This window comes from Methylomonas sp. PHL2-19, from assembly GCF_059331595.1.
Genome location: NZ_CP196839.1, coordinates 1,262,166 through 1,282,032 on the forward strand (window position 1 = coordinate 1,262,166; position 19,867 = coordinate 1,282,032).

22 protein-coding genes and 1 pseudogene are annotated in these 19,867 nt (G+C 54.2%); 17 read left to right on the plus strand and 6 right to left on the minus strand.

Going from position 1 to position 19,867, the window contains the following annotated elements; genetic code table 11:
* Positions 1-25 precede the first annotated feature (25 nt).
* The 11 genes and pseudogenes from ACR02O_RS06015 to hypD all read left to right on the plus strand — a co-directional run bounded on the left by ACR02O_RS06015 (position 26) and on the right by hypD (position 7,861).
* A pseudogene (locus ACR02O_RS06015) lies at positions 26-1,140 on the plus strand (IS5 family transposase).
* An 828-nt stretch (positions 1,141-1,968) separates the two neighbouring features.
* On the plus strand, positions 1,969-2,817 hold the full coding sequence (locus ACR02O_RS06020) for a hydrogenase expression/formation protein (protein ID WP_494522999.1): 849 nt from the start codon (positions 1,969-1,971) through the stop codon (positions 2,815-2,817).
* A complete protein-coding gene (locus ACR02O_RS06025) occupies positions 2,814-3,035 on the plus strand; it encodes a rubredoxin (RefSeq protein WP_415879148.1) in 222 nt (73 codons plus the stop codon). The genes ACR02O_RS06020 and ACR02O_RS06025 overlap by 4 nt, the downstream gene beginning before the upstream one ends.
* A gap of 2 nt (positions 3,036-3,037) precedes the next feature.
* On the plus strand, positions 3,038-3,499 hold the full coding sequence (gene hybE, locus ACR02O_RS06030; protein ID WP_415879147.1) for a [NiFe]-hydrogenase assembly chaperone HybE: 462 nt from the start codon (positions 3,038-3,040) through the stop codon (positions 3,497-3,499).
* Positions 3,500-4,654, plus strand: a complete 1,155-nt coding sequence (locus ACR02O_RS06035) for a nickel-dependent hydrogenase large subunit (protein WP_415879146.1) — start codon at positions 3,500-3,502, stop codon at positions 4,652-4,654. It abuts the gene before it with no gap.
* Positions 4,655-4,732: 78 nt separating this feature from the next.
* Positions 4,733-5,074: a hydrogenase maturation nickel metallochaperone HypA gene (gene hypA / locus ACR02O_RS06040; RefSeq protein WP_020483415.1), complete on the plus strand. Its 342-nt coding sequence runs from the start codon at positions 4,733-4,735 to the stop codon at positions 5,072-5,074.
* Entirely contained in the window at positions 5,074-5,898 is an 825-nt protein-coding gene (gene hypB, locus ACR02O_RS06045) for a hydrogenase nickel incorporation protein HypB (protein WP_494523000.1), read from the plus strand. The genes hypA and hypB overlap by 1 nt, the downstream gene beginning before the upstream one ends.
* A 98-nt stretch (positions 5,899-5,996) precedes the next feature.
* Positions 5,997-6,167 carry an addiction module protein gene (locus ACR02O_RS06050; RefSeq protein WP_494523001.1) on the plus strand — a complete coding sequence of 57 codons (171 nt, stop codon included), beginning with the start codon at positions 5,997-5,999 and terminating at the stop codon, positions 6,165-6,167.
* Complete coding sequence (locus ACR02O_RS06055; RefSeq protein WP_033159115.1) at positions 6,164-6,445, plus strand: type II toxin-antitoxin system RelE/ParE family toxin; 282 nt, start codon at positions 6,164-6,166, stop codon at positions 6,443-6,445. The genes ACR02O_RS06050 and ACR02O_RS06055 overlap by 4 nt, the downstream gene beginning before the upstream one ends.
* An 82-nt stretch (positions 6,446-6,527) precedes the next feature.
* A complete protein-coding gene (locus ACR02O_RS06060) occupies positions 6,528-6,755 on the plus strand; it encodes a HypC/HybG/HupF family hydrogenase formation chaperone (protein ID WP_033159116.1) in 228 nt (75 codons plus the stop codon).
* Positions 6,752-7,861, plus strand: a complete 1,110-nt coding sequence (gene hypD, locus ACR02O_RS06065) for a hydrogenase formation protein HypD (protein ID WP_033159117.1) — start codon at positions 6,752-6,754, stop codon at positions 7,859-7,861. The genes ACR02O_RS06060 and hypD overlap by 4 nt, the downstream gene beginning before the upstream one ends.
* 64 nt (positions 7,862-7,925) lie before the next feature.
* Here hypD and ACR02O_RS06070 read toward each other — a convergent pair whose 3' ends face one another.
* The 3 genes from ACR02O_RS06070 to ACR02O_RS06080 form a co-directional block, all read right to left on the minus strand.
* Entirely contained in the window at positions 7,926-8,183 is a 258-nt protein-coding gene (locus ACR02O_RS06070; RefSeq protein ID WP_033159118.1) for a hypothetical protein, read from the minus strand.
* 210 nt (positions 8,184-8,393) lie between these two features.
* Positions 8,394-8,669 carry a type II toxin-antitoxin system RelE/ParE family toxin gene (locus tag ACR02O_RS06075; RefSeq protein WP_033159119.1) on the minus strand — a complete coding sequence of 92 codons (276 nt, stop codon included), beginning with the start codon at positions 8,667-8,669 and terminating at the stop codon, positions 8,394-8,396.
* Entirely contained in the window at positions 8,669-8,923 is a 255-nt protein-coding gene (locus ACR02O_RS06080; protein ID WP_033159120.1) for a prevent-host-death protein, read from the minus strand. Before ACR02O_RS06080 ends, ACR02O_RS06075 begins: the two co-directional genes overlap by 1 nt.
* Before the next feature lie 209 nt (positions 8,924-9,132).
* Between ACR02O_RS06080 and ACR02O_RS06085 the strand changes: the two genes are divergently transcribed.
* From ACR02O_RS06085 to ACR02O_RS06110, 6 genes are all read left to right on the plus strand, one after another.
* Complete coding sequence (locus ACR02O_RS06085) at positions 9,133-9,426, plus strand: type II toxin-antitoxin system RelE/ParE family toxin (protein WP_033159121.1); 294 nt, start codon at positions 9,133-9,135, stop codon at positions 9,424-9,426.
* Positions 9,427-9,429: 3 nt separating this feature from the next.
* Positions 9,430-9,714: an addiction module antidote protein gene (locus ACR02O_RS06090; protein ID WP_033159122.1), complete on the plus strand. Its 285-nt coding sequence runs from the start codon at positions 9,430-9,432 to the stop codon at positions 9,712-9,714.
* A gap of 405 nt (positions 9,715-10,119) precedes the next feature.
* On the plus strand, positions 10,120-10,581 hold the full coding sequence (locus tag ACR02O_RS06095; protein ID WP_319961867.1) for a hypothetical protein: 462 nt from the start codon (positions 10,120-10,122) through the stop codon (positions 10,579-10,581).
* A 64-nt stretch (positions 10,582-10,645) separates the two neighbouring features.
* The gene (hypE, locus tag ACR02O_RS06100; RefSeq protein ID WP_319961868.1) at positions 10,646-11,683 is read left to right on the plus strand and encodes a hydrogenase expression/formation protein HypE; all 1,038 of its coding nucleotides are present in this window, start codon (positions 10,646-10,648) and stop codon (positions 11,681-11,683) included.
* Positions 11,683-14,022 carry a carbamoyltransferase HypF gene (gene hypF / locus ACR02O_RS06105; protein ID WP_494523002.1) on the plus strand — a complete coding sequence of 780 codons (2,340 nt, stop codon included), beginning with the start codon at positions 11,683-11,685 and terminating at the stop codon, positions 14,020-14,022. Before hypE ends, hypF begins: the two co-directional genes overlap by 1 nt.
* A gap of 345 nt (positions 14,023-14,367) precedes the next feature.
* A complete protein-coding gene (locus ACR02O_RS06110; protein WP_494523003.1) occupies positions 14,368-15,033 on the plus strand; it encodes a hypothetical protein in 666 nt (221 codons plus the stop codon).
* A 92-nt stretch (positions 15,034-15,125) separates the two neighbouring features.
* Here ACR02O_RS06110 and ACR02O_RS06115 read toward each other — a convergent pair whose 3' ends face one another.
* From ACR02O_RS06115 to ACR02O_RS06125, 3 genes are all read right to left on the minus strand, one after another.
* On the minus strand, positions 15,126-18,224 hold the full coding sequence (locus ACR02O_RS06115; protein ID WP_494523004.1) for an efflux RND transporter permease subunit: 3,099 nt from the start codon (positions 18,222-18,224) through the stop codon (positions 15,126-15,128).
* Positions 18,225-18,415: 191 nt separating this feature from the next.
* Positions 18,416-19,090 (minus strand): PEP-CTERM sorting domain-containing protein, encoded by a 675-nt coding sequence (locus ACR02O_RS06120; RefSeq protein WP_458139092.1) that lies wholly within the window; start codon positions 19,088-19,090, stop codon positions 18,416-18,418.
* A 58-nt stretch (positions 19,091-19,148) separates the two neighbouring features.
* Positions 19,149-19,799, minus strand: coding sequence for a PEP-CTERM sorting domain-containing protein (locus ACR02O_RS06125; RefSeq protein ID WP_415879137.1), 651 nt, complete (start codon positions 19,797-19,799; stop codon positions 19,149-19,151).
* Between the last annotated feature and the right edge of the window lie 68 nt (positions 19,800-19,867).

The following is a 19,867-nucleotide window of genomic DNA, read 5'->3' on the forward strand; positions in this document are numbered from 1 at the left end:
GGCTACCTAAATTTGGAGCCTTTCAATGCGCGGACACGATGCCATTCAAAACAGCTGGTTCAGCTATGTTAGCCTGGAAGACCGTATTCCCAAACAGCATCCGTTGCGTCGTTTACGGCTACTGGTTGATGGCGTATTGGCCTCAATGGATGCCGTCTTTGCCGAGCGTTACTCGCACACAGGCCGTCCCTCGATTGCCCCTGAAAAACTGCTGCGCGCCTTGCTGTTGCAAGTGCTGTACACCGTTCGCAGTGAGCGTCAGTTGATGGAACAACTGGACTACAACCTGTTGTTTCGCTGGTTTGTCGGTCTGGGCATCGACGACGCCGTGTGGGAACGCACAGTGTTCAGTGCCAACCGCGAACGCCTGCTGTCCGAAGCCCTGAGTCGCGAATTTTTTGAGCGGGTACTGGCCATAGCCGAATGGCAAAATCTGGTGTCCGACGAACACTTCAGCGTCGACGGTAGCCTCATTGAAGCCTGGGCCTCGCACAAAAGCTTCGTCATTTATGCCCTTTGGGTAAGAAAGACGGCAGAGGCCCGGACAAACCCGCCGGCCGCAATCCCGAGGTCGACTTCAGCGGCGAAAAGCGCAGCAACGCCACCCACCACAGTACGACCGATCCCGAAGCCCGGCTTTACAAGAAAGGCGAATACACCGAGGCCAAACTGCGTTACATCACCCATGCCTTGTCCGAGAATCGCAACGGCCTGATTGTCGATGTCGAAACCACTCAAGCCACCGGCACCGCCGAAATCGAAGCCGCGCAAAACATGATCAAACGCCGCGTGCCCCAAGGCGGCAGCGTCGGTGCCGACAAAGGCTATGACCAAGCGGCGTTCGTCAACGGACTCGAGTCCCGTGATATCAAAGCCCATGTGGCCCGCAAAAAGATTGGCAGTGCCGTCGACGGCCGCACCGCGCGCGGCAAAGGTTACGCCCAAAGTCTCAAGCGCCGCAAAATCGTCGAAGAAGCCTTTGGCTGGGTCAAAACGGTCGGCGGCCTGCGCAAAACCCGTCACATCGGCTTAGCCAAAGTCGCGGGTCAGGCCTTGTTTTGCTTTGCCGCCTACAACCTGACGCGCATGCTCAACCTATTGGTGTTCACGCCGAAACCGGCGTGGAGTGCGCCCGCCTAGGGTGAAGTTCGCCTGAAAACCGTCCACAGACGGCTTCAGGCGAATAAAAAGCCCTTGAAATCGGGGCAAAACGCTTGAAACTCGATGTCATGACCGATTTCAACTCGAAAAAATCACGGCAACCGTGGGTAAGGGGAAATATCGGCGGGTTTTTCACCAGCCTGCTAGCGACGACAAAGAGTTCAAAAATCAGGCTTGGCCACCGTACCATAAAGACGGAGACGACAATTATTTAATGGTTTTAAGGATTGGGATGCTGATGTTTTTTGTTGATTTAAGTGAAAATAACGTTATTTATCCAGAGTTGTATAGAGAGTTTAATTTAAGCCAAGATAAAGCTTGGACTTTTTTGCCTATTAAATCGGGCAAGATTTGTTGAATAATCACTTTAATTGTTTGTATGCCAAATATTTTCTCTGGACTCATCTTCCTTTGTGTGCATTATTAAAGTGCACACTCAACTTATATTTTTGACATTTCTTTCAACTTTTGGGACGGTTTTAGTCCCCTTATTCCGCCCCGAGCATCGCAGCTTTTGGCGAGAATGGCCCGATAGGGGAGCGGCAGGGATGCCGCTCGTTTTCGGAGGGCCAGGGATGGCCCTTCCGAAAACCCTCGCCAAAAGCAAGACGCGCAGGATTAAGGCGGAATACCGGGTGGCCTTTTCTTTGAATACTTTCTTTTGGCCACGCAAAAGAAAGTATTTCGGCCGTCGGGCCGAGACCCGACATCAAAATAAACCGCGATAGCGACACCAAAAAAATAATCCAGTGCCGGATGCGCGTCGCTTATCCAGCCTACGAACTTAATTCAACAAACAACCAAAACATGACCAGCATATCTCTCCCCATTTTCGGCCAAGGCAGCCAACCCGCCGAGGAAGACGGCGTCGAACTCGACTATCTGGCAATGCCGGAAGAAATGGCGACCTACCGGATGCCGACGATTTCGGTGGACTTGAATGCGGCCGATCTGGCGCAGGCCAAAACCGCCTTGCAGCAGCTTGAGCAGAATTTGGCAAAGTATCCAGCAACCAGCCAAACCATAGACCTGATAGCCCTGGACCAAACCAATCGCCAGTTCGTCGACGAACTGCTCGGCGAAGGCGAAGTCAGCATGCTGTGCATTGGCGCGCAAACCCTGCGGATTCAGGAATCGGTGCTCGCCGGCGTCTGGCGCTCGCAGCGTCTGGATGGGCAAAGACAGATCGTCACCGACATTTTGGAAGTCGGCATCATCCCGCAAGCCATTCTGCAAACCGCATTCGCCGACGCCGCCAAACATATCGATACCGACATGAGCGCGTTGCCTGAGGGCGTGATGAACGCACCGCCGTTGTTGGCGGAGTTGAATGCCAAGATCGCCGAGTATCAACCCGGCACCGAAGCGCATATCATCAACCTGAGTTTGCTGCCGCAAACCGAGCAGGATTTGGCTTTTCTGGAGCAACGTTTGGGCAAGGGCGCGGTGACCATTTTGTCGCGCGGTTACGGCAATTGCCGGATCGACGCTACCGCCACCCGCAATGTTTGGTGGGTGCGTTATTTTAATTCGCAGGACACGCTGATCCTCAATACCCTGGAAGTCAGCGATGTGCCGAATGTGGCCTGTGCGTCGGCGGAAGACATTGCCGACAGCTACCAGCGGTTGCAGGAAATTTTGCAGGTGTATTTGTGAGCGAAGGCTTCTTCGCCGGGGCTTACGGCGGCGATGCCTCGCGCTTGCCGGCTGAGGCCAAGCTGGAGTGTAAGATTTGCTGGCATGTCTATGATCCGGCCGACGGAGACGCCGTCTGGCAAGTGCCGCCCGGTACCGCCTTTTCCGATTTACCTGAGCATTGGAGTTGCCCGCAATGCGGCGCGTCCAAACAAGGCTTTTTGGTGCTGGACGACTAAGTATGCACTGGCGGGACGGTGAGCAGATTCGGCAAACGCTGGAAGCTGTGTTTAACGACATCCTGGCCCAACGGATGCGCGACATGCCGGTGCTGAATTCGGCATTAGCGGTGCGCGCTCTAGGGTTTAACCGCTACAACGCCGATTGGGTGGGCATATTGATTACACCTTGGTTTATGAATCTGTTACTGCTGCCAAGCGCGGATAGCCAATGGCCGACGCAAGCGCCAGGAAGCAAGTTTGACCAGGCTTTTCCGTACGGCAGTTTCGAGTTTGTCGTCGCTGACGAAGGGCAATTGGGGCGCTACGCGCAATGTTCGCTATTTTCGCCGATGTTTCAATTTGCCGATCAGGCGGCGGCTGTGGCTGCGGCGGAAAGTGCTTTTCAAGCTTTGCTAGCCGCTCCCGCGCCACGAGCGATCAGCCGCCGCGATTTGTTACGCGGCAATCTGGTAAGACCGTAAGTGACGCCGGCGGGCGAGATTACTATCGAGCTGACACATCGCGCCGGCAAGGTCGAAGCGGTGAAGATAGGCTCGACCCGGCCCGAAGCGGCGCGGGTGTTGGTCGGCAAAACACCGGAGCAGGTGCTGACCACCGTGCCGCTGCTGTTTTCCTTGTGCGGCACTGCCCAAGCTTTTGCCGCCTTATTGGCTTGCCGCGCCGCGCTGGGATTGGCTGCCGAGCCGGAGGCCGATGCCGCTCGGCAGTGTTTGCTGCAACTGGAAACCGTGCGTGAACATGCCTGGCGCATAGTATTGGATTGGCCGGTTTTGTTGGGCCGGACAGCGAATAAAGCCGCCGTTGCCGGTTTGTTGAAGTTGGATAGGCAGTTTAAATCGTGCCTGTTTAGCGACGGCGAGGGCTTCAGGCTGAACAGCCATTTGCAGATCGACGGAGCGTTTTTGCAGACTTTGCTTGATGAATTGACCAGCTTAATCGATCAAGCGATTTTTGCGGGCGGCCGCAACGGGTTTCTGGCGATTTCGGACGAAGCGCATTTGCGCGACTGGTTGGATGAAAATACAGGATTGGCAGCGCAACTATTGAATGCCGTATGTCAACGCGATTGGCCGGCGCTGGGGAACAACCCTGTGGCGGGTTTGCCGGCATTGGATCCAGCCGAGTTGAACAGATATATGCAAAACGGCTATTACTCGGCATTCTGCCGCTTGCCGCAGTGGCAGGGCTGTTGTTTTGAGTCGACGCCGTTGAGTCGTCAGCAAACCTCGCCCTTACTTGCGGATTTGTGTAGCCGTTACGGCAATGGTTTGTTGCCGCGATTTGTGGCGGTGTTACTGGAAGTGGCTGCAATACCGCAGGGACTGGCGCCTTCGTTTGAGTCGCTGCAAGTGTATGGCGCTGATGGTGTCGGCTTGGCGCAAGTGCCGGCGGCGCGCGGCTTGCTGATTCATCGTCTGGCCTTACGTCAAGGCCGGGTGTACGATTACCGCATTGTCGCGCCGACCGAATGGAATTTTCATCCCTGCGGCGTGCTTAGCCAAGGTTTAAAGGCTTTGCAGGCGACCGATGCCGATGACTTGCGGCGACAGGCGGAGTGGTTAATTCAGGCGGTGGACCCTTGCGTGGCCTATCGGGTGACATTGCAAAAACAGTAGGGTTCGCACCGCGTACCATCGAAAGCTTGAAAGGTACGCGGTGCGTACCCTACGGCTGATATTTACCGAGCAATCATCATGCACGAAATGTCGCTCTGCGAGAGCGTGTTACAGATTATCGAACAGCAGGCCAAGGCCCAGCAATTTGCCAAGGTCAAAACCGTGTGGTTGGAGATTGGCGCCTTGTCGGGAGTGGAGCCGGAGGCGATGCAGTTTAGTTTTGAAGTGGTGATGCAAGGCTCGTTGGCCGATCAGGCCCGCTTGGAAATTATCGACGTGCCGGGTGTGGCATGGTGCATGCCCTGCGGCTGCGAGGTGCTGGTGCGGCAGTTATACGACGAATGTCCGCACTGCGGCAGTCATCAATTACAGATCGTCGATGGCGATCAAATGCGAATTAAAGAACTGGAGGTAGAGTAATGTGCGGCGTATGCGGCTGCGGCGAGGGCCATATTCACTCGCACGACGAATCAAACGATCACGAGCATGCTCATGATCACCACCACGGTCATGAGCATGGCCATCATCATCACGAACACAGCGCGGAACACGCGCACGCGCCGGGTTTAACCCAAGCGCGGATGGTGCAGATCGAGCAGGATATTCTGGCCAAGAACAATCGTTATGCCGACGAAAACCGCCGCTATTTCAGCGAGCGCGGCATGCTGGCTTTGAATCTGGTGTCCAGTCCCGGCTCCGGCAAGACCACGCTGTTGACTGAAACCATTCTGCGTTTGAAAGACGAGTTGAGCATCGCGGTTATTGAAGGCGACCAACAAACCGCGCGAGATGCCGACCGCATTCGCGCCACCGGCGTGCCGGCGCTGCAAATCAACACCGGCAAGGGCTGTCATTTGGACGCGCATCGGGTCGGTCATGGCTTGGAAAGTCTCAATTTGCCTGAGCATAGTCTGCTGTTCATTGAAAACGTCGGCAATCTGGTGTGCCCGTCAGCGTTTGACTTGGGCGAAGCGCACAAGGTGGTGATCCTGTCGGTCACCGAAGGCGAGGACAAACCAATCAAATATCCGGACATGTTCCATGCCGCCGATTTGATGATCTTAAACAAAACCGATTTGCTGCCGTATCTGGATTTCGACAGCGCGCAATGTATCCAGTACGCGAAACAAGTTAACCCGCGCATCAAGGTCTTGTCGCTATCGGCCAAGACCGGCGAAGGCATGGACAACTGGCTGACCTGGCTGAGGGCGGAGATGGCTTTGCAGCGGATTGAGTATGCTTAAATCACTATGCGGTAAGATTTTTTCTGACCGTTTACCTTCATTTTCGAGGAAAGGATATGCCGGCTAGCCAAGAAATTTACCAACAAATAAGGCACTTAATGCCATTGGAGAAATTGCGTTTAGCAGAGATGTTGCTTGCCGATCTGGATGCGCCGAATCCGGAAATCGATGCTGTCTGGCGCGACGAGGCGCAAAAACGTTGGCAAGGCTATAAAGATGGCAAGCTAAAAACAGTCAGTTATGAAGCGGTTATGCAGAAATATAAATGAAGGTTGAATTTCTCGAAGCCGCGCAAGCCGAGCTCGAACTGGCCTTTGAATGGTATGAAATACAGCAAAATAATCTAGGTCTACAGTTTTTACACGAGTTCGATGCAATTACCGCGTATCCAAAATCCTATACTTTGATTGGCAATGAGATAAGACGCTGCCTGATAAAACGTTTTCCGTATGGTGTTTTGTACGGCCTTGATGAAGGAAAAGTTATCGTAATTGCAGTAGCGCATTTGCATCGAAAACCTGATTATTGGATGGAAAGAATTGGGTAATAAGGTCTCAACCTGAAGCCCTCATGCAAAAAGTGATGCTAAAGCAAGCGCCGAATTAATCTACAACATCAACAATCAGCTTATGTGCCTAGCCCTCCCTGCCCAAATTACCGACATTGATTTTTCAACACAGATGGCGACGGCGTCAGTGGACAACGTCAAAGTGGAAGTGTCGCTGGCCTTGGTCGATGATGTGAAAGTCGGCGACTATGTGCTGGTCCACGTCGGTTATGCGCTGAATAAAATCGACGAGGACGAGGCCCTGAAAACTTTGGCCTTGTTTGCGGAAGCCGGTCTAACCGCCTCATGAAATACATCGACGAATTCCGTCAGCACGATCTGGCCCAGCAACTGGCTAACAGCATTGCGCAAACCGTCAATCCGGACCGCCATTACCGGCTGATGGAGTTTTGCGGCGGCCATACCCACGCGATTTTTCGTTATGGCGTGCAGGATTTAATGCCGAGCAATGTCGAGTTCATTCACGGCCCCGGTTGCCCGGTGTGTGTGTTGCCAACGGGACGCATCGACAACGCGATTCAATTGGTCGAACAGCACAACGTAATCCTCTGCACTTATGCCGATCTGATGCGGGTGCCGGGCGGCGGCAGACAAAGTCTGCTCAAAGCCAAGGCGGCCGGCGGCGATATTCGCATGGTTTATTCCACCCAAGACGCCTTGAAAATCGCCCGGGATAACCCGGACCGGCAAGTGGTGTTTTTTGCGATTGGTTTTGAGACCACTACGCCGCCGACTGCCGTTGCCATTAAACAGGCACAGGCCGAAGGACTGACTAATTTCTCAGTGTTTTGTAACCATGTGCTGACGCCGGCCGCGATGCAAGCCATTTTGGATGCGCCGGAGCCGGTACAAATCGACGCCTTTCTCGGCCCGTCGCACGTCAGCAGCGTGATCGGCAGCAAACCCTATGAAGCCTTTGCTCAGGATTACGCCAAGCCCATCGTCATCGCCGGTTTCGAGCCGCTGGACGTGATGCAATCGGCCTTGATGTTGATCCGCCAACTCAATGCCGGTCAGCATACAGTGGAAAACGAATACAGCCGGGCAGTGACCCGCGACGGCAATGTCAAAGCCCAAGCCTTGATGGCCGAGATATTCGAGTTACGGCCGCACTTTGAATGGCGCGGTTTGGGGTTGATCCCCCATAGCGCGTTGAAACTAAAAGCCGAATATGCTGAGTTCGACGCCGAACAGCGCTTCCGTATGCCGGCTATCCAAGCTAGCGACGTCAAGGGCTGCGAGTGTCCGGCCATCCTGCGCGGAGCCAAAAAACCGCAAGATTGTAAATTGCTGGGCACGGTCTGCACCCCGGAAAACCCGATGGGCTCGTGTATGGTGTCGTCGGAAGGGGCTTGTGCGGCGTATTGGAGTTACGGGCGGGTGAGGCAACGTTAGGAAAAGCGGGCGCTATTTAACGCCCGCTTGGGTGGCCCGTGTTTAGCGGACTAAGTGATGCGGCTTATTTATAGATTTCTGCTGCCGCCGCTTTCAGTTTCGCTTCGTCGCCCTGCATCGGTTTCATCATGGGGTTTGTCGACGCTTTGGCGCCAGCAACCAACTCGTCGGCGGTTTTGAATTTAGCTTTCAAGGCATCCACGGCCGGTGCGACCGAGCCGTTATGGCAACCTTTGCAAGTAGCCGCCGCATCGGCGCTGGCCAGTGAAGGCGTGATGGCAACAGCTGCCAGTGTCAATATAGCGAGTAGATTTGTTTTCATGAACGTTACCTCGTGTTAATTATTATTTTTAGACTACGGTCCGGACAAGCGTCCTAACCGCTGGTGCGGATGATTTTAGGCATCGGCATGGGTTTTCTACCATAGCCGGAAATTCCAGGCAATCGCTTAAGGGTTTTGGAGTGGGGATAAGCAGTGTCGCGGGGTATGGAGGAAAGTCTTTGCCGACTGTTTACCAAACAAACTGCTTGCTTAATAAACCGCGTCGTGATTGCCAATATTGATGGGAATGATGCGGCCGTCTTCGATCAATAATTCCAGGGTAATGCGGTAAGACAAATTGATGGAAACCGAATGCAGTCCAGCCAACTTGCCTTGCAGTGGATGCAAACGGAGCGACGGGTGAAACGGATTGGCTTCCAGTAGCTGCAAAGTTTTTAGATACGGTTGCCGGAGTGCCGGATGACGTTTGATAAAGCGTGCGGCCTTTTTGTTGTATTGCTCGGTAAAAACCAAGGCATACGCCATTACAGCGTGTCCAGCCGGGCCAAATGCGCTTCCGGAGACTCCTGGGTGAAGCGGCCGGCCGCCAAATCCGCGCGGGTTTGCGCCAGCGCCGCATCCAGTTCGCATTCGCGCAAATAGTGGTAATGGGCGATGTCCATCACCACAAAACGCTCCTTGCCGCGCACCGACACCACTGCTTCCGGTGCCTCGGCCAGCGCCGCTTCGATAGCAGCGACACCTTTGGTTTTTAAATCGTTGGCGCTAATTTGCGACATGGTTATTCCCGGCAGTTAATTTAGGATGTCAATGGTGTGCTTAATAGTGTGATTAAGCAAGCGATCTTTTATACTCAAAAAATCAGGGCTATATGTCGCTCAGCATCTATTGCCTTTACACCATTGGGCATCGAAGGACCTTTTGGGTATGTTTCAAACGTGCTTGAGTTGCGGTTGAATGCGCGTATCTAAACGGATACAATTGACCCATGAATTATGTCGTGCAGCAAACGGAATCGTTTGCAAAATGGCTGGCGTCTTTAAAAGACCTGCGCTCCAAAACCGCGATTTACCGCCGCATTGACCGGGCGCAGACCGGTAATCTTGGCGACATCAAAGCGGTGGGCGAAGGCGTTTGCGAGATGCGCATCGATCTCGGTGCGGGTTACCGCGTTTATTACACAATACGTAACGGCATGATGATTATTTTGTTGGCCGGCGGCGATAAGTCTACCCAACAGTCTGATATTCAACGTGCGATTAAACTGGCTAAAGAGGTTTGAAACATGAGTGAACAACTACTGCCCTTCGACATGATCACGCTATTGGATAGCGACGAAGCAGTCAGCGAATACCTTAACCAAGTGCTGGAAGAAGGCGATAGCGACGAACTGATAAGAGCCTTGGGCTATATCGCCAAAGCCAAAGGCATGGCCATGATCGCCAAAGAATCAGGCCTGGGCCGCGAAAGTTTGTACAAAGCGTTGGCCCCCGGTGCAAAACCGCGCTTCGACACGGTGTTGAAGGTTATTCGGGCATTGGGTGTTAAGTTACACGCAGAGCCGGTTTGATGCTGCCCGTCCGCGAAAGATGCGCTTCGCTCAGCACATCTATGGCCCTTAAATTAACGAATAGAAATATGCCGATAACTGAAGAACATATCCTGGAATGCTACGACGCTCACATACGTGGAGCTACATGCCCTTATCCACATGGTATGAATGCGACATCAGCGGAAATGACCATGAGATGGTTGGCATGTATCTTCCACGACCAGCGATGTAATCGTAGCTTTAGTGCAATGCAGTGCCGAGTCGTCTTGGCAAGAATATTTGCTGATTTTGGTGATAGACGCGCGACCCAGGTTGCGCTGTCTATTCAGAGGGATCTTGATCTACGATACGAAAGATATGGTGTCCACCAAAATAAACATCGTGAAGCCATCGCAGGGTATTTACCGGATTAGTAGATTAACAATGTCCAAACAATTACATAAACATACAATCGGTCTAGCTGGAGAATTCCTAGTTGCTGGCGAGTTGCTCCGTCGAGGAATTATGGCAGCAGTAACTTATGGGAACGCCAAAAAGGCAGATGTTATTGGGATTAACGGGACCACAGCTGTTTCACTGGAAGTTAAATCAACTGCACAATCCAAATGGGTGCTTGGTAGCGAGTTACCAGCCGATAATTCAAGTATCTGGATCCTAGTTCATTTACCTGAAAACGAATTCGAGTCTCCAGAATATTTTGTAATAACAAGTGCAGAACTTCGCAAATTGCTGTTGCCGCAGCATGAAGCGTACAACGCTAAATATCGTGAAAAGCATGGTAAGGATTTCTCTTCCAAGGGTGTCGTGACAATTCAGCGCAAGCTACTCATTGATGGTTATTTAGGAGCTTGGGAAAAAGTACGTGCAGCCTTAAAGCTTATGTAGCCCAGGGTACGCGGTGCGTACCCTACATCTAATCCATTCGCCAGAACATCAATAATTCAAACCCATGTCCTACTCCCATTCACTCAATCTAAAATCCGGCCAAGTCGATCTCACCCACGGCGGTGGCGGCCGGGCGATGGCGCAATTGATTACCGAACTGTTCGTTAAGCATTTCGATAACGACTTGTTGCGCCGGCAAAACGATCAGGCCTTGTTTGATGTGCCGGCCGGTCGATTGGCGATTAGCACTGACGGCCACGTGATTTCGCCGTTGTTTTTTCCGGGCGGCGACATCGGTTCGTTGGCGGTGCATGGCACGGTCAACGACGTGGCGATGTCCGGCGCCAAACCGCTTTACCTGAGCGCCGGCTTCATCTTGGAAGAAGGCTTGCCGCTGGCCGACCTGGAGCGCATCGTCATCAGCATGGCCGCCGCCGCCAAGGCTGCTGGCACGCCGATTGTCACCGGCGACACCAAGGTAGTGGAGCGCAGCAAGGGCGACGGGGTGTTCATTACCACTACTGGCGTCGGCATCGTGCCGGACGGGGTGAATATTTCCAGCGACCGCGCCGAGGCCGGTTGCGCGATTTTGCTCAGCGGCAGCATCGGCGACCACGGCGTGGCTATCATGGCTAACCGCGAGAACCTGCAATTCGAAACCAGCATCGTCTCCGACTCGGCGGCGTTGCACGGTTTGGTGGCCGAGATGGTGTCTGCGGCACCGGCGGCGATCCGCTGTTTGCGCGACCCAACCCGCGGCGGTTTGGCGGCGGCCTTGAACGAACTGGCCGGCCAATCCGGCGTCGGCATGGTCATCGACGAGGCGGCGATTCCGGTCAAGGCCGAGGTCAAGGCCGCTTGCGAAATCCTCGGCCTCGACCCGCTGTATGTCGCCAACGAAGGCAAACTGGTCTGTATTTGCGACGCCGCTGCCGCCGAGACCTTGCTGGCGGCGATGCGCCAGCATCCCTTGGGCCGCGATGCCGCCATCATCGGCCAAGCCATCGCTGACCCGCACCATTTCGTGCAAATGACCACCGCGTTCGGCGGCCGGCGCATCGTCGATTGGCCGGTCGGCGAACAACTGCCGCGCATCTGCTGATGCCCGGCAAGGCCATCCGCGCGCGCGGCGTGGTGCAAGGCGTGGGCTTTCGGCCGGCGATCTGGCATTTGGCGCGCGAGTTTGGTTTGGTGGGAGCGGTGTGGAACGACGCCGAAGGCGTAATGATTCATGTGCATGGCGACGCGGCCGCTCTGGAACGCTTCGCCGCCGCCATTCCCAACCAGCTACCGCCGCTGGCGCGCTTGGACACCTTGGAAATCACTGATTTAGCCGGGGAGGCGGCGGACAGCGAATTTCGTATTGTCGCCAGCCAATCCGGCCGTGCCGAAACGGCAATCGCCGCCGACGCCGCAACCTGCCCGGCTTGCCTGGCTGAGATCGCTGATCCCAACGACCGCCGCTACCGCTACCCATTCACCAATTGCACGCACTGCGGGCCGCGCTTGTCCATCGTCGACAGCGTGCCTTACGACCGCTGTCATACCAGCATGGCGGCGTTTGAGATGTGCCCGGAATGCCAGCGCGAATACGACGATCCTACAGACCGGCGCTTTCATGCCCAGGCCAACTGCTGTCCGGTGTGTGGGCCGAAGTTGTGGTTGGAAGCAGCCTCCGGTCCCTCGCTTGGCGTGGGAGTCATGAACGCGGGCGTGATGAACGATGTCATCCGCCAAATCGCGGACCTGATTCGTCAAGGCCACATCGTTGCCATCAAAGGTTTGGGTGGCTTTCATCTGGCTTGCGACGCCGGCAATGCCACGGCAGTGGGAGAATTGCGCCGGCGCAAGCGCCGTTACGCCAAGCCGTTTGCGTTGATGGCGCGGGACGTCCACACGATACGCCGCTACGCGGCAATCAACGACGCCGAACTGATCGCTCTGCAATCGACGGCCGCGCCGATTGTTCTGCTCCAAGCGACTGGGAAAAAATTGGCGGAAGGCATCGCGTCGGGCGACGATAAACTCGGTTTCATGCTCCCATACACGCCGCTGCACACGCTACTGACGGCGGAATTGGACAACCCTATCGTGCTGACTTCCGGCAATGTGTCAGACGAACCGCAGTGCATCGACAACGACGAAGCCCGGGAAAAGTTGGTCGGCATCGCCGACTTTCTGTTGTTCCACGACCGCGGCATCGTCAATCGTCTGGACGATTCGGTAGCGAGACTGATGGCCGGTGACATCCGCCTATTACGCCGCGCGCGCGGCTACGCGCCGGAAGCGCTGACATTGCCGAAGGGCTTCGAATCCGCCGCGCCGGTTCTGGCGATGGGCGCCGAGTTGAAAAACAGTTTTTGCTTGCTGAAAAACGGCCAGGCGCTTGTCAGCCAACATATCGGCGATTTGGAAAACGCCGCCGTGCAGCAGGATTACCGGCACGCTATCGACTTGTACCTAATATTGAATGATTTCACACCCAAGCGCATAGCTGTCGATAAGCATCCAGGTTATTTGTCGACTCAGTATGGCCAGACTTTGGCTGCTACGGAATCCATCGATTTAGTTAGTATCCAGCATCATCATGCTCACCTGGCGGCTTGTTTGGCCGAACATGGCGTGGGTCTGCAGGAGCCACCGGTATTGGCGGCAATCTTCGACGGTTTGGGGCTAGGCGATAATGGCGAGTTATGGGGCGGCGAGTTTTTGCTCGGCGATTATCGCCGTTACACCCGGCTCGGGCATTTTCAGTCTATTGCCTTAATCGGCGGCGCACAGGCCATGCGTGAACCCTGGCGGAATACTTATGCGCAACTACGGCATTATTTCGATTGGCCGGTATTGCAACGCGACTATGCGGATTTGGAGATCATGCGCTTGTTAGCAGGCAAGCCGTTGGCAACGCTGGATACGATGACTGATAAGAAACTCAACTCGCCGCTCAGCAGTTCTTGTGGGCGCTGGTTTGATGCTTTTGCTGCTGCTTTGGACTTACATCCCGAGCAAGTGCATTTCGAAGGCCAAGCGGCGATTGCCATGGAAGTGTTGGCGACGCCGGTATTTAATGAAGAACAGGCTTACCCGGCGACCTGGTCTATGAAGCTGAACGGCGACCTTCTGGTATTAAGTTGGCGAGACCTCTGGAAAGCGGTATTGGACGACCTGACATGCTGCACCGATAAGGCTCTCATAGCCGCTCGTATCCATCATACCCTGGCTGCCGGGACGGTCGAAGTGCTGAATCGATTGAGTCGTCAAACCGGCGCAGATTGTATTGTCTTGAGCGGCGGCGTGTTTCAAAACCGCTTGTTGCTGGAATCGGTCTGCGAGCAATTGCGCCAACACGGCAAAACCGTGTTATCGCCGCAACGCTATCCGATGAACGACGGTGGATTGGCCTTGGGGCAGGTGGTGATCGCGGCGGCCGCACATGGATGATATGCAGTGTTGATAAGGTTGAATTGCGGACCATGTCGTCTAGCAGTTAATCTGTGCGGGAGACAATTGGCGATCGATGTCGGTTGATGATTTGCGTTAGAATGTTTTGCTGTTTCCGTTTCAACGCAAAAGCGTCAGGTAGTTCCATAAAATGGCAGCAATACTCATCACTTTGAAACACATTGTCAGTAAATCTTACTCAACGAGGCAATTATGAAAGCAAGAGGACGAATGAAAAAGCTATTAATGTCAGGCCTGTTTTTCGCTTGTATCCCTTATTCCGAGGGTTATGCCGCAACCACGCTTTATACCCAAGACTTCGAAAATCCCAATGCCGGCGCATTTGTGAACGATAGCGGTGATGTCAATATTTTTAATCCTATCAACGCCCTTTATGGTGGGCAGCCGGCCGGTTTCCAGTTCGCTCAAACCTTTACCGTGGAAACATTGCGAATTGGCGGCACACAGGCTTGGGGGACCGGGTTTCTCGACCCGCAAGCGCGGGGGGGAAACTATGCGATCAGTATGCTTTCGAGCGTCCAGAACGATCTTTTAGGTCTGTCCTTTAATATTGGAACACACAAATATCTGAATTTTCAGATGGATGTGTCCTCGATAGATTTGGATAGATGGGGTGGCCCTTTTGTCGCCACGGGAGGCGTTGCGCCAGTGTTTCGTTTCTCGCTTTTTGATAATCCCGGCGGCGGTAACGGAGTAACTGGAGGGACATTGTTAAGTTTCGCGGATGTAACCGGAACCGCAACGGCGCTGAAGAATACTTTCGATTGGACTAACCACATCATAGCGCTTGACGCGACAGGGAACACCAACGGCAACGTGATATTGCAAATCGATGAGTTACAAGGCGGCTATGCGGCGCTGGATAACTTTGTGATCGCGGCATCCGATAAGCCGAGCGACGTCGGCCAAGTGCCGGTACCGGCTGCCGCCTGGTTGTTTGGCAGCGGTTTGCTGGGATTGCTGGCTCTGAGACCAAGCAAGCGCCGCTAGCGGACTTAGGTTTAACCATTGTTCAAGCAGGCGAGGCGGGTCCGTATTCGATCAGGCAGGGCGAGGCTAATCTCTTGCCCTGCCTGCTTTTGTCAAACCTGCTTCTCAAACGCCACCTCAAACCGGCCATAACGCTGCAAAATCGCCGGCAACAGCAGTAAATTCAGCATGGTCGACGAAGCCAAACCGCCGATGATGATGGCTGCCATTGGCCCCATGATTTCCCGGCCCGGATTATCGCTGCCTATCGCAATCGGCAGCATGGCCAGTGCGGTGACCAGTGCGGTCATCAGGATGGCCGGCAGGCGTTCCTGGGCACCGCGAATCAAGGTCTCCGTCGACCAAATCTGGCCTTCCAGTTCAATCAAATGCCGGTAATGGGAGATCAGCATGATGCAGTTCCGCACGGTGATGCCGAACAAGGTGATGAAGCCGACGAAGGAACCGACCGACAGCGTGGCGTCGGTGATGACTACCGCGGCGACGCCGCCCAATAGGGCAAAGGGCAGGTTTAGCAAGGTCAGTAGCATGTGCCGCAGGCTACCCAAGGCGATGAACACGAAAATCAACACGCCGGCGCCGGCCAGCAGGGCGTGGATGATCAACGTTTCACGGGCCTTTGCTTGTTCCAGCGCCGCGCCGATGAACTCCGGGTAACTGCCGTCGCGCCAGCTGAGCTCGTTTTGCACCCGTTGTTTCAATTCGATCATAAAGGCGTCCATGTCCCGATCTTCCACCTTGCAAGTAACGGTCTGTATGCGCTGTGCGCCTTGATGCAGGATGTTGTAGCGGCCTTCGCCGTGGCGGATTTCGGCCACTTCGCCCAGTAGCACCCGCTGGCCTTCCGTGTTTTTCAAGGGCAGCTGAGCCAGGTAATCCGGCTGACTGCGCCATTCCAGAGCCAGCGCTACCGCCACATTGAAAATCCGGTTGCCTTGCAGATGCTTGCCGACGATACGGCCTTCGTAAGCGGTTTGTAGGGCTGTCATCACTTGCGCCGGGCTGATGCCGCGAAATTTTAACTGCTCCAGGTTCAGTTCGACTTGCAGCATGGCGGTGGCGGGCGGCGAGCGAAGTTGCACGTCTTCCGCGCCGGGCAGCGTATTGATCAGTGCGGCGAGCTGTTGGGCTTTACGATCCAGCTCAGCCAGGTCGTTGCCGTAAATATTGACGACCACCGGCGCGGTGTAGCCGGAAATGGTTTCATCGACCCGTTCAGTTAAAAAGGTGTTGGCTTCGTAATTGATGCCGGGGAATTGTTCCAAAACCTCGCGCAAACGCTCCAGGATCTGCTGTTGTTCTTGGCCGGATGATGGTTTTAAGCGTACTTCGTATTCGCTGTAGTGGCTGCCGTAAGTGTCGGCGCCGCGTTCGGCACGACCGGCCCATTGCGATACCGATTCCACACCGTCGATTGCCATGATTTGCTCGGTGAGTAAGTTGCCGACGCGGATGGATTCTTGCAACGAAGTACCCGGTACGCTGGCGGTGTGGACGATGAAATGGCCCTCGCGCAATTCCGGTAGAAATTTATGATCCAATCTTAGAAAGGCGGCTATGCCGATCAGGCAGGCAAGCGCGCCTATCATCGCCACGGTTTTGAAATGCTTGATAGCCCAGAGTAATTGCTGGGCATACAGTGGTTTAAGATGGCGCAACACGGGTGGATCGCTGTCGTCCGGCAGCTTGTTGCGAAACATTAAATGGCATAGAGCCGGTGTCAGCGTTAGCGCCACCAGCAATGACATCAAAATCGCCAGGATATACGACACGCCCAGCGGCGCGAACAAGCGGCCGCTGACGCCGTCCAGCGTCAGCAGCGGCACAAACACCAAAGCCACGATGAAGCTGGCATAAACCACCGAACTGCGAACTTCCAGCGAAGCCTGATAAATCACCGTTTCCACGCTATCCGGGAAGATTTTTAAGCGGTTTTCGCGCAGGCGTCTAAAGATGTTTTCGGTGTCTATAATGGCGTCGTCCACCACCTCGCCCAGCGCAATCGCTAGCCCGCCCAACACCATGATATTCAGATTGACGCCAGATTCCAGCAGCACCAGCGCAGCGGTCAGCAGCGACAACGGAATGGCGGTAGCGGCAATGAAGGCGCTACGCAGATTGAACAAGAACACATATAGCACTACCAGTACGAACAGCCCGCCGATCAGTAGATGCCCGGACAGGTTATGCACCGAGGTTTCGATGTAATCGGCCGGCCGGAATAAATGCGAGTAGAAATCCACGGCCTGTTGCTTGAAGATGGGTTGAAACTCTTCCAACACGGCCTCGACCTGCCGCGACACCGACAAGGTATTGGCGCCGTACTGGCCGATCACCATCATCACGATGCCGGGTTTACCCATGATTTGCGCCGCGCCGATGGGCGGTTCCGGCCCATAACCGATCTGCGCGACATCGCCCAAGGTTACATTCATACCCTCCTGGCGTTTGACGATCAGTTGCTTGAATTGCTCGGGATTGACCGGCTGGCCGCTGATTTGCAGCGTAAAGCGTTGGTTGGCGTTTTCGATAAAGCCGGCGCCATTCATTTCCGCCGCGCCGGCCGCCGCGTTGACAATGTCGTCTATCGATAGATTGAAACGCTGTAAAGCTGCCGGTTGTAACTGCACTTGTAGTTGCTGAATGTCGCCGCCGAATACATTCACATCGGCCACGCCAGGTACCGCGAGTAGGCGTGGCACCAAGCTCCAATCCACCAAGCCGCGCAGTTCCATCAAGGTCTTGCTGTCCGAACTGAGCCCTATCGTCAATACTGTTGCCGACGAAGAAGACAAGGGCACGGCAATCGGCATGCCCACGCCAGGCGGCAGTTGCTGACTAAGGCCGTCCAGCCGTTCGCTGATCAATTGCCGGTTGCGGTATACGTCGCTAGTTTCGTTGAAGGTGGCGGTGACGATGGAGAGACCTTGAATCGATTGCGAGCGTAAGGTTTGCAACCCAATTAAGCCGCCAACGCTTTTTTCGATTTGCTGAGTCACCAGCACTTCCACTTGCTCGGCAGCCAGGCCGGGGGCTTCGGTCTGGATGATGACTTGTTTGGGCGAAAATTCCGGAAAAATATCCAGACCGGCGTTAGCCAGACGGTAACCGCCGTAAACGAACAGCAGTAGTGCCAAGGCCACGACGATGCCGGAATAACGAATGGAAAAGCGGACCAAAAGTGCGAGCATGGGCGACGAAAGGGGTGAAATAGCGGGCTATTGTGCCTTGTCGGTCAGGATTGGTCCATGTTGATACGCAGCTTTCCTGGCTATGCGGATAGAAAGAAGGCTAAGCTCTGCGGTGACTTTCGAACGGAATGGTGCTTAAAAGATCGCCTCCGCGCTAGTCGCGGAGGTGAGCGTTGTCGGTTTTTTGAGAATCAGGAAAGCGATTTTTTGCGGGACACGGCGATGAAGCCCAATAATGCCGAACCCATTAAGCCAAAGGTTGCCGGCACAGGAACTGGGGTTGTGGTGGTTAATAGTCTGAACTGTCCATCCCATTTTGTCGGGCCGGTGAAGTTCAAGCGAAAACTATGCAGGCTGGCAAATACCGCAGGATTGGTAAAGTCGCTGAAACTTACCAAGTAATTATTGTTGCTGGTAAACGTTTTGATACCGGAACTTGAGCTGCCGTTGGCTACCATTTCCACGTTGACACCCAGATCGATTGCCAACACCTCCAGCAGGATGCCGTTGCCGTGAGCGGTTAAATCGAGCGGATCGAAATTCCACAGAATGGAAGCGCCACCGGCCGAACGGCCATCATTCGATATGATCAGCTGGTTGCCGCCGGAAACGATTTCCGTGGTGTTGGCTGAGGCGGTTCCCGAGGCTTGAGCGATAAAGGTCCTCGAGGCATTACTCAGGTCCGTGCCGGTAAGAGCAGACACTGTATCGCTGGTAGAGCCTGCGCTACTGCCGTCGTCGAATGCGGTTTGAGCATGGCTGAAATTATCAAGCGTCAATATGCCTGCTTGGCTTTGGCCGGATAGCGCTAAGCCCAAGCTTAGAAGCAAAGGTGCGAGGTTTTTGTGAAAATGTTTAGCATTCATGTGAGTTATCCGTGAGCAGAATTGAAGTTTGGAAATCAGAAAATTTTGACGGTAGGCGTTAAACCGCTACTAGTTTTTGGCGTTTGCCGCCGACAATGCCCAACGCGCCTATGATCAATAACGCCGTGACGGAAGGTTCCGGGACCGTTGATAATTGGCTGAAGTCAGCGTCCCACGCGGCATGGGTGCCGCGCAATTTCAGCTCCAGACTGTTTAGATTCTTGAAAGCCGCAGGATTCGAAAATTGTGAAAAATCAAATCTAATAGTGCTGGGTGAACCGATTGCAACGCTGGTCAAGTTCTGAAAACTTAGCAGCGAAGTACCGTTGGCGATCATTTGAATTTGGTAACTGGCGTCGCTAGATTCTGTCGTCAGCAATATCGCGTTAGCGAAAGTAGTGAAATCGACCGCAGCGAAGTTGTAAAAGATACTAGCGGTGCCGGTTGAATTGCTGCTGTTACCGACCGTTAACAAGCCGTCTTCTACAAAAATTCTGGTGGTACCGCTAGGGGTAGGGCTGGAATTTAAGGTTCGTTGCAAATTGCTTAGATCAGATCCGGATACATTAACTGGGCCATTGACGGTGTTTGTAGTGGACTGACGGGTGGCAAAATTATCGATCACTGTTGCCGACTCGGCGGCTTGAGTGAAGAAGGCTAAAATCAGGATTAATCCGGATAAGGGCATTTTCGGCATTACAGCGTTCATGTCGATTCCTTTTTGTCAGTGGCTGAAAGATAAGTGATTCGCGTGCAAGCCATTGGGTTGCATAGTGC

Coding starts and splice junctions, on each gene's coding strand:
- hypE (WP_319961868.1), top strand. CDS start 10,646: ATGTCCTACTCCCATTCACTCAATCTAAAATCCGGCCAAGTCGATCTC.
- hybE (WP_415879147.1), top strand. CDS start 3,038: ATGCACTGGCGGGACGGTGAGCAGATTCGGCAAACGCTGGAAGCTGTG.
- ACR02O_RS06085 (WP_033159121.1), top strand. CDS start 9,133: ATGAATTATGTCGTGCAGCAAACGGAATCGTTTGCAAAATGGCTGGCG.
- hypB (WP_494523000.1), top strand. CDS start 5,074: ATGTGCGGCGTATGCGGCTGCGGCGAGGGCCATATTCACTCGCACGAC.
- ACR02O_RS06080 (WP_033159120.1), bottom strand. CDS start 8,923: ATGTCGCAAATTAGCGCCAACGATTTAAAAACCAAAGGTGTCGCTGCT.
- hypF (WP_494523002.1), top strand. CDS start 11,683: ATGCCCGGCAAGGCCATCCGCGCGCGCGGCGTGGTGCAAGGCGTGGGC.
- hypD (WP_033159117.1), top strand. CDS start 6,752: ATGAAATACATCGACGAATTCCGTCAGCACGATCTGGCCCAGCAACTG.
- ACR02O_RS06075 (WP_033159119.1), bottom strand. CDS start 8,669: ATGGCGTATGCCTTGGTTTTTACCGAGCAATACAACAAAAAGGCCGCA.
- ACR02O_RS06090 (WP_033159122.1), top strand. CDS start 9,430: ATGAGTGAACAACTACTGCCCTTCGACATGATCACGCTATTGGATAGC.
- ACR02O_RS06050 (WP_494523001.1), top strand. CDS start 5,997: ATGCCATTGGAGAAATTGCGTTTAGCAGAGATGTTGCTTGCCGATCTG.
- hypA (WP_020483415.1), top strand. CDS start 4,733: ATGCACGAAATGTCGCTCTGCGAGAGCGTGTTACAGATTATCGAACAG.
- ACR02O_RS06060 (WP_033159116.1), top strand. CDS start 6,528: ATGTGCCTAGCCCTCCCTGCCCAAATTACCGACATTGATTTTTCAACA.
- ACR02O_RS06125 (WP_415879137.1), bottom strand. CDS start 19,799: ATGAACGCTGTAATGCCGAAAATGCCCTTATCCGGATTAATCCTGATT.
- ACR02O_RS06055 (WP_033159115.1), top strand. CDS start 6,164: ATGAAGGTTGAATTTCTCGAAGCCGCGCAAGCCGAGCTCGAACTGGCC.
- ACR02O_RS06095 (WP_319961867.1), top strand. CDS start 10,120: ATGTCCAAACAATTACATAAACATACAATCGGTCTAGCTGGAGAATTC.
- ACR02O_RS06115 (WP_494523004.1), bottom strand. CDS start 18,224: ATGCTCGCACTTTTGGTCCGCTTTTCCATTCGTTATTCCGGCATCGTC.
- ACR02O_RS06020 (WP_494522999.1), top strand. CDS start 1,969: ATGACCAGCATATCTCTCCCCATTTTCGGCCAAGGCAGCCAACCCGCC.
- ACR02O_RS06120 (WP_458139092.1), bottom strand. CDS start 19,090: ATGAATGCTAAACATTTTCACAAAAACCTCGCACCTTTGCTTCTAAGC.
- ACR02O_RS06070 (WP_033159118.1), bottom strand. CDS start 8,183: ATGAAAACAAATCTACTCGCTATATTGACACTGGCAGCTGTTGCCATC.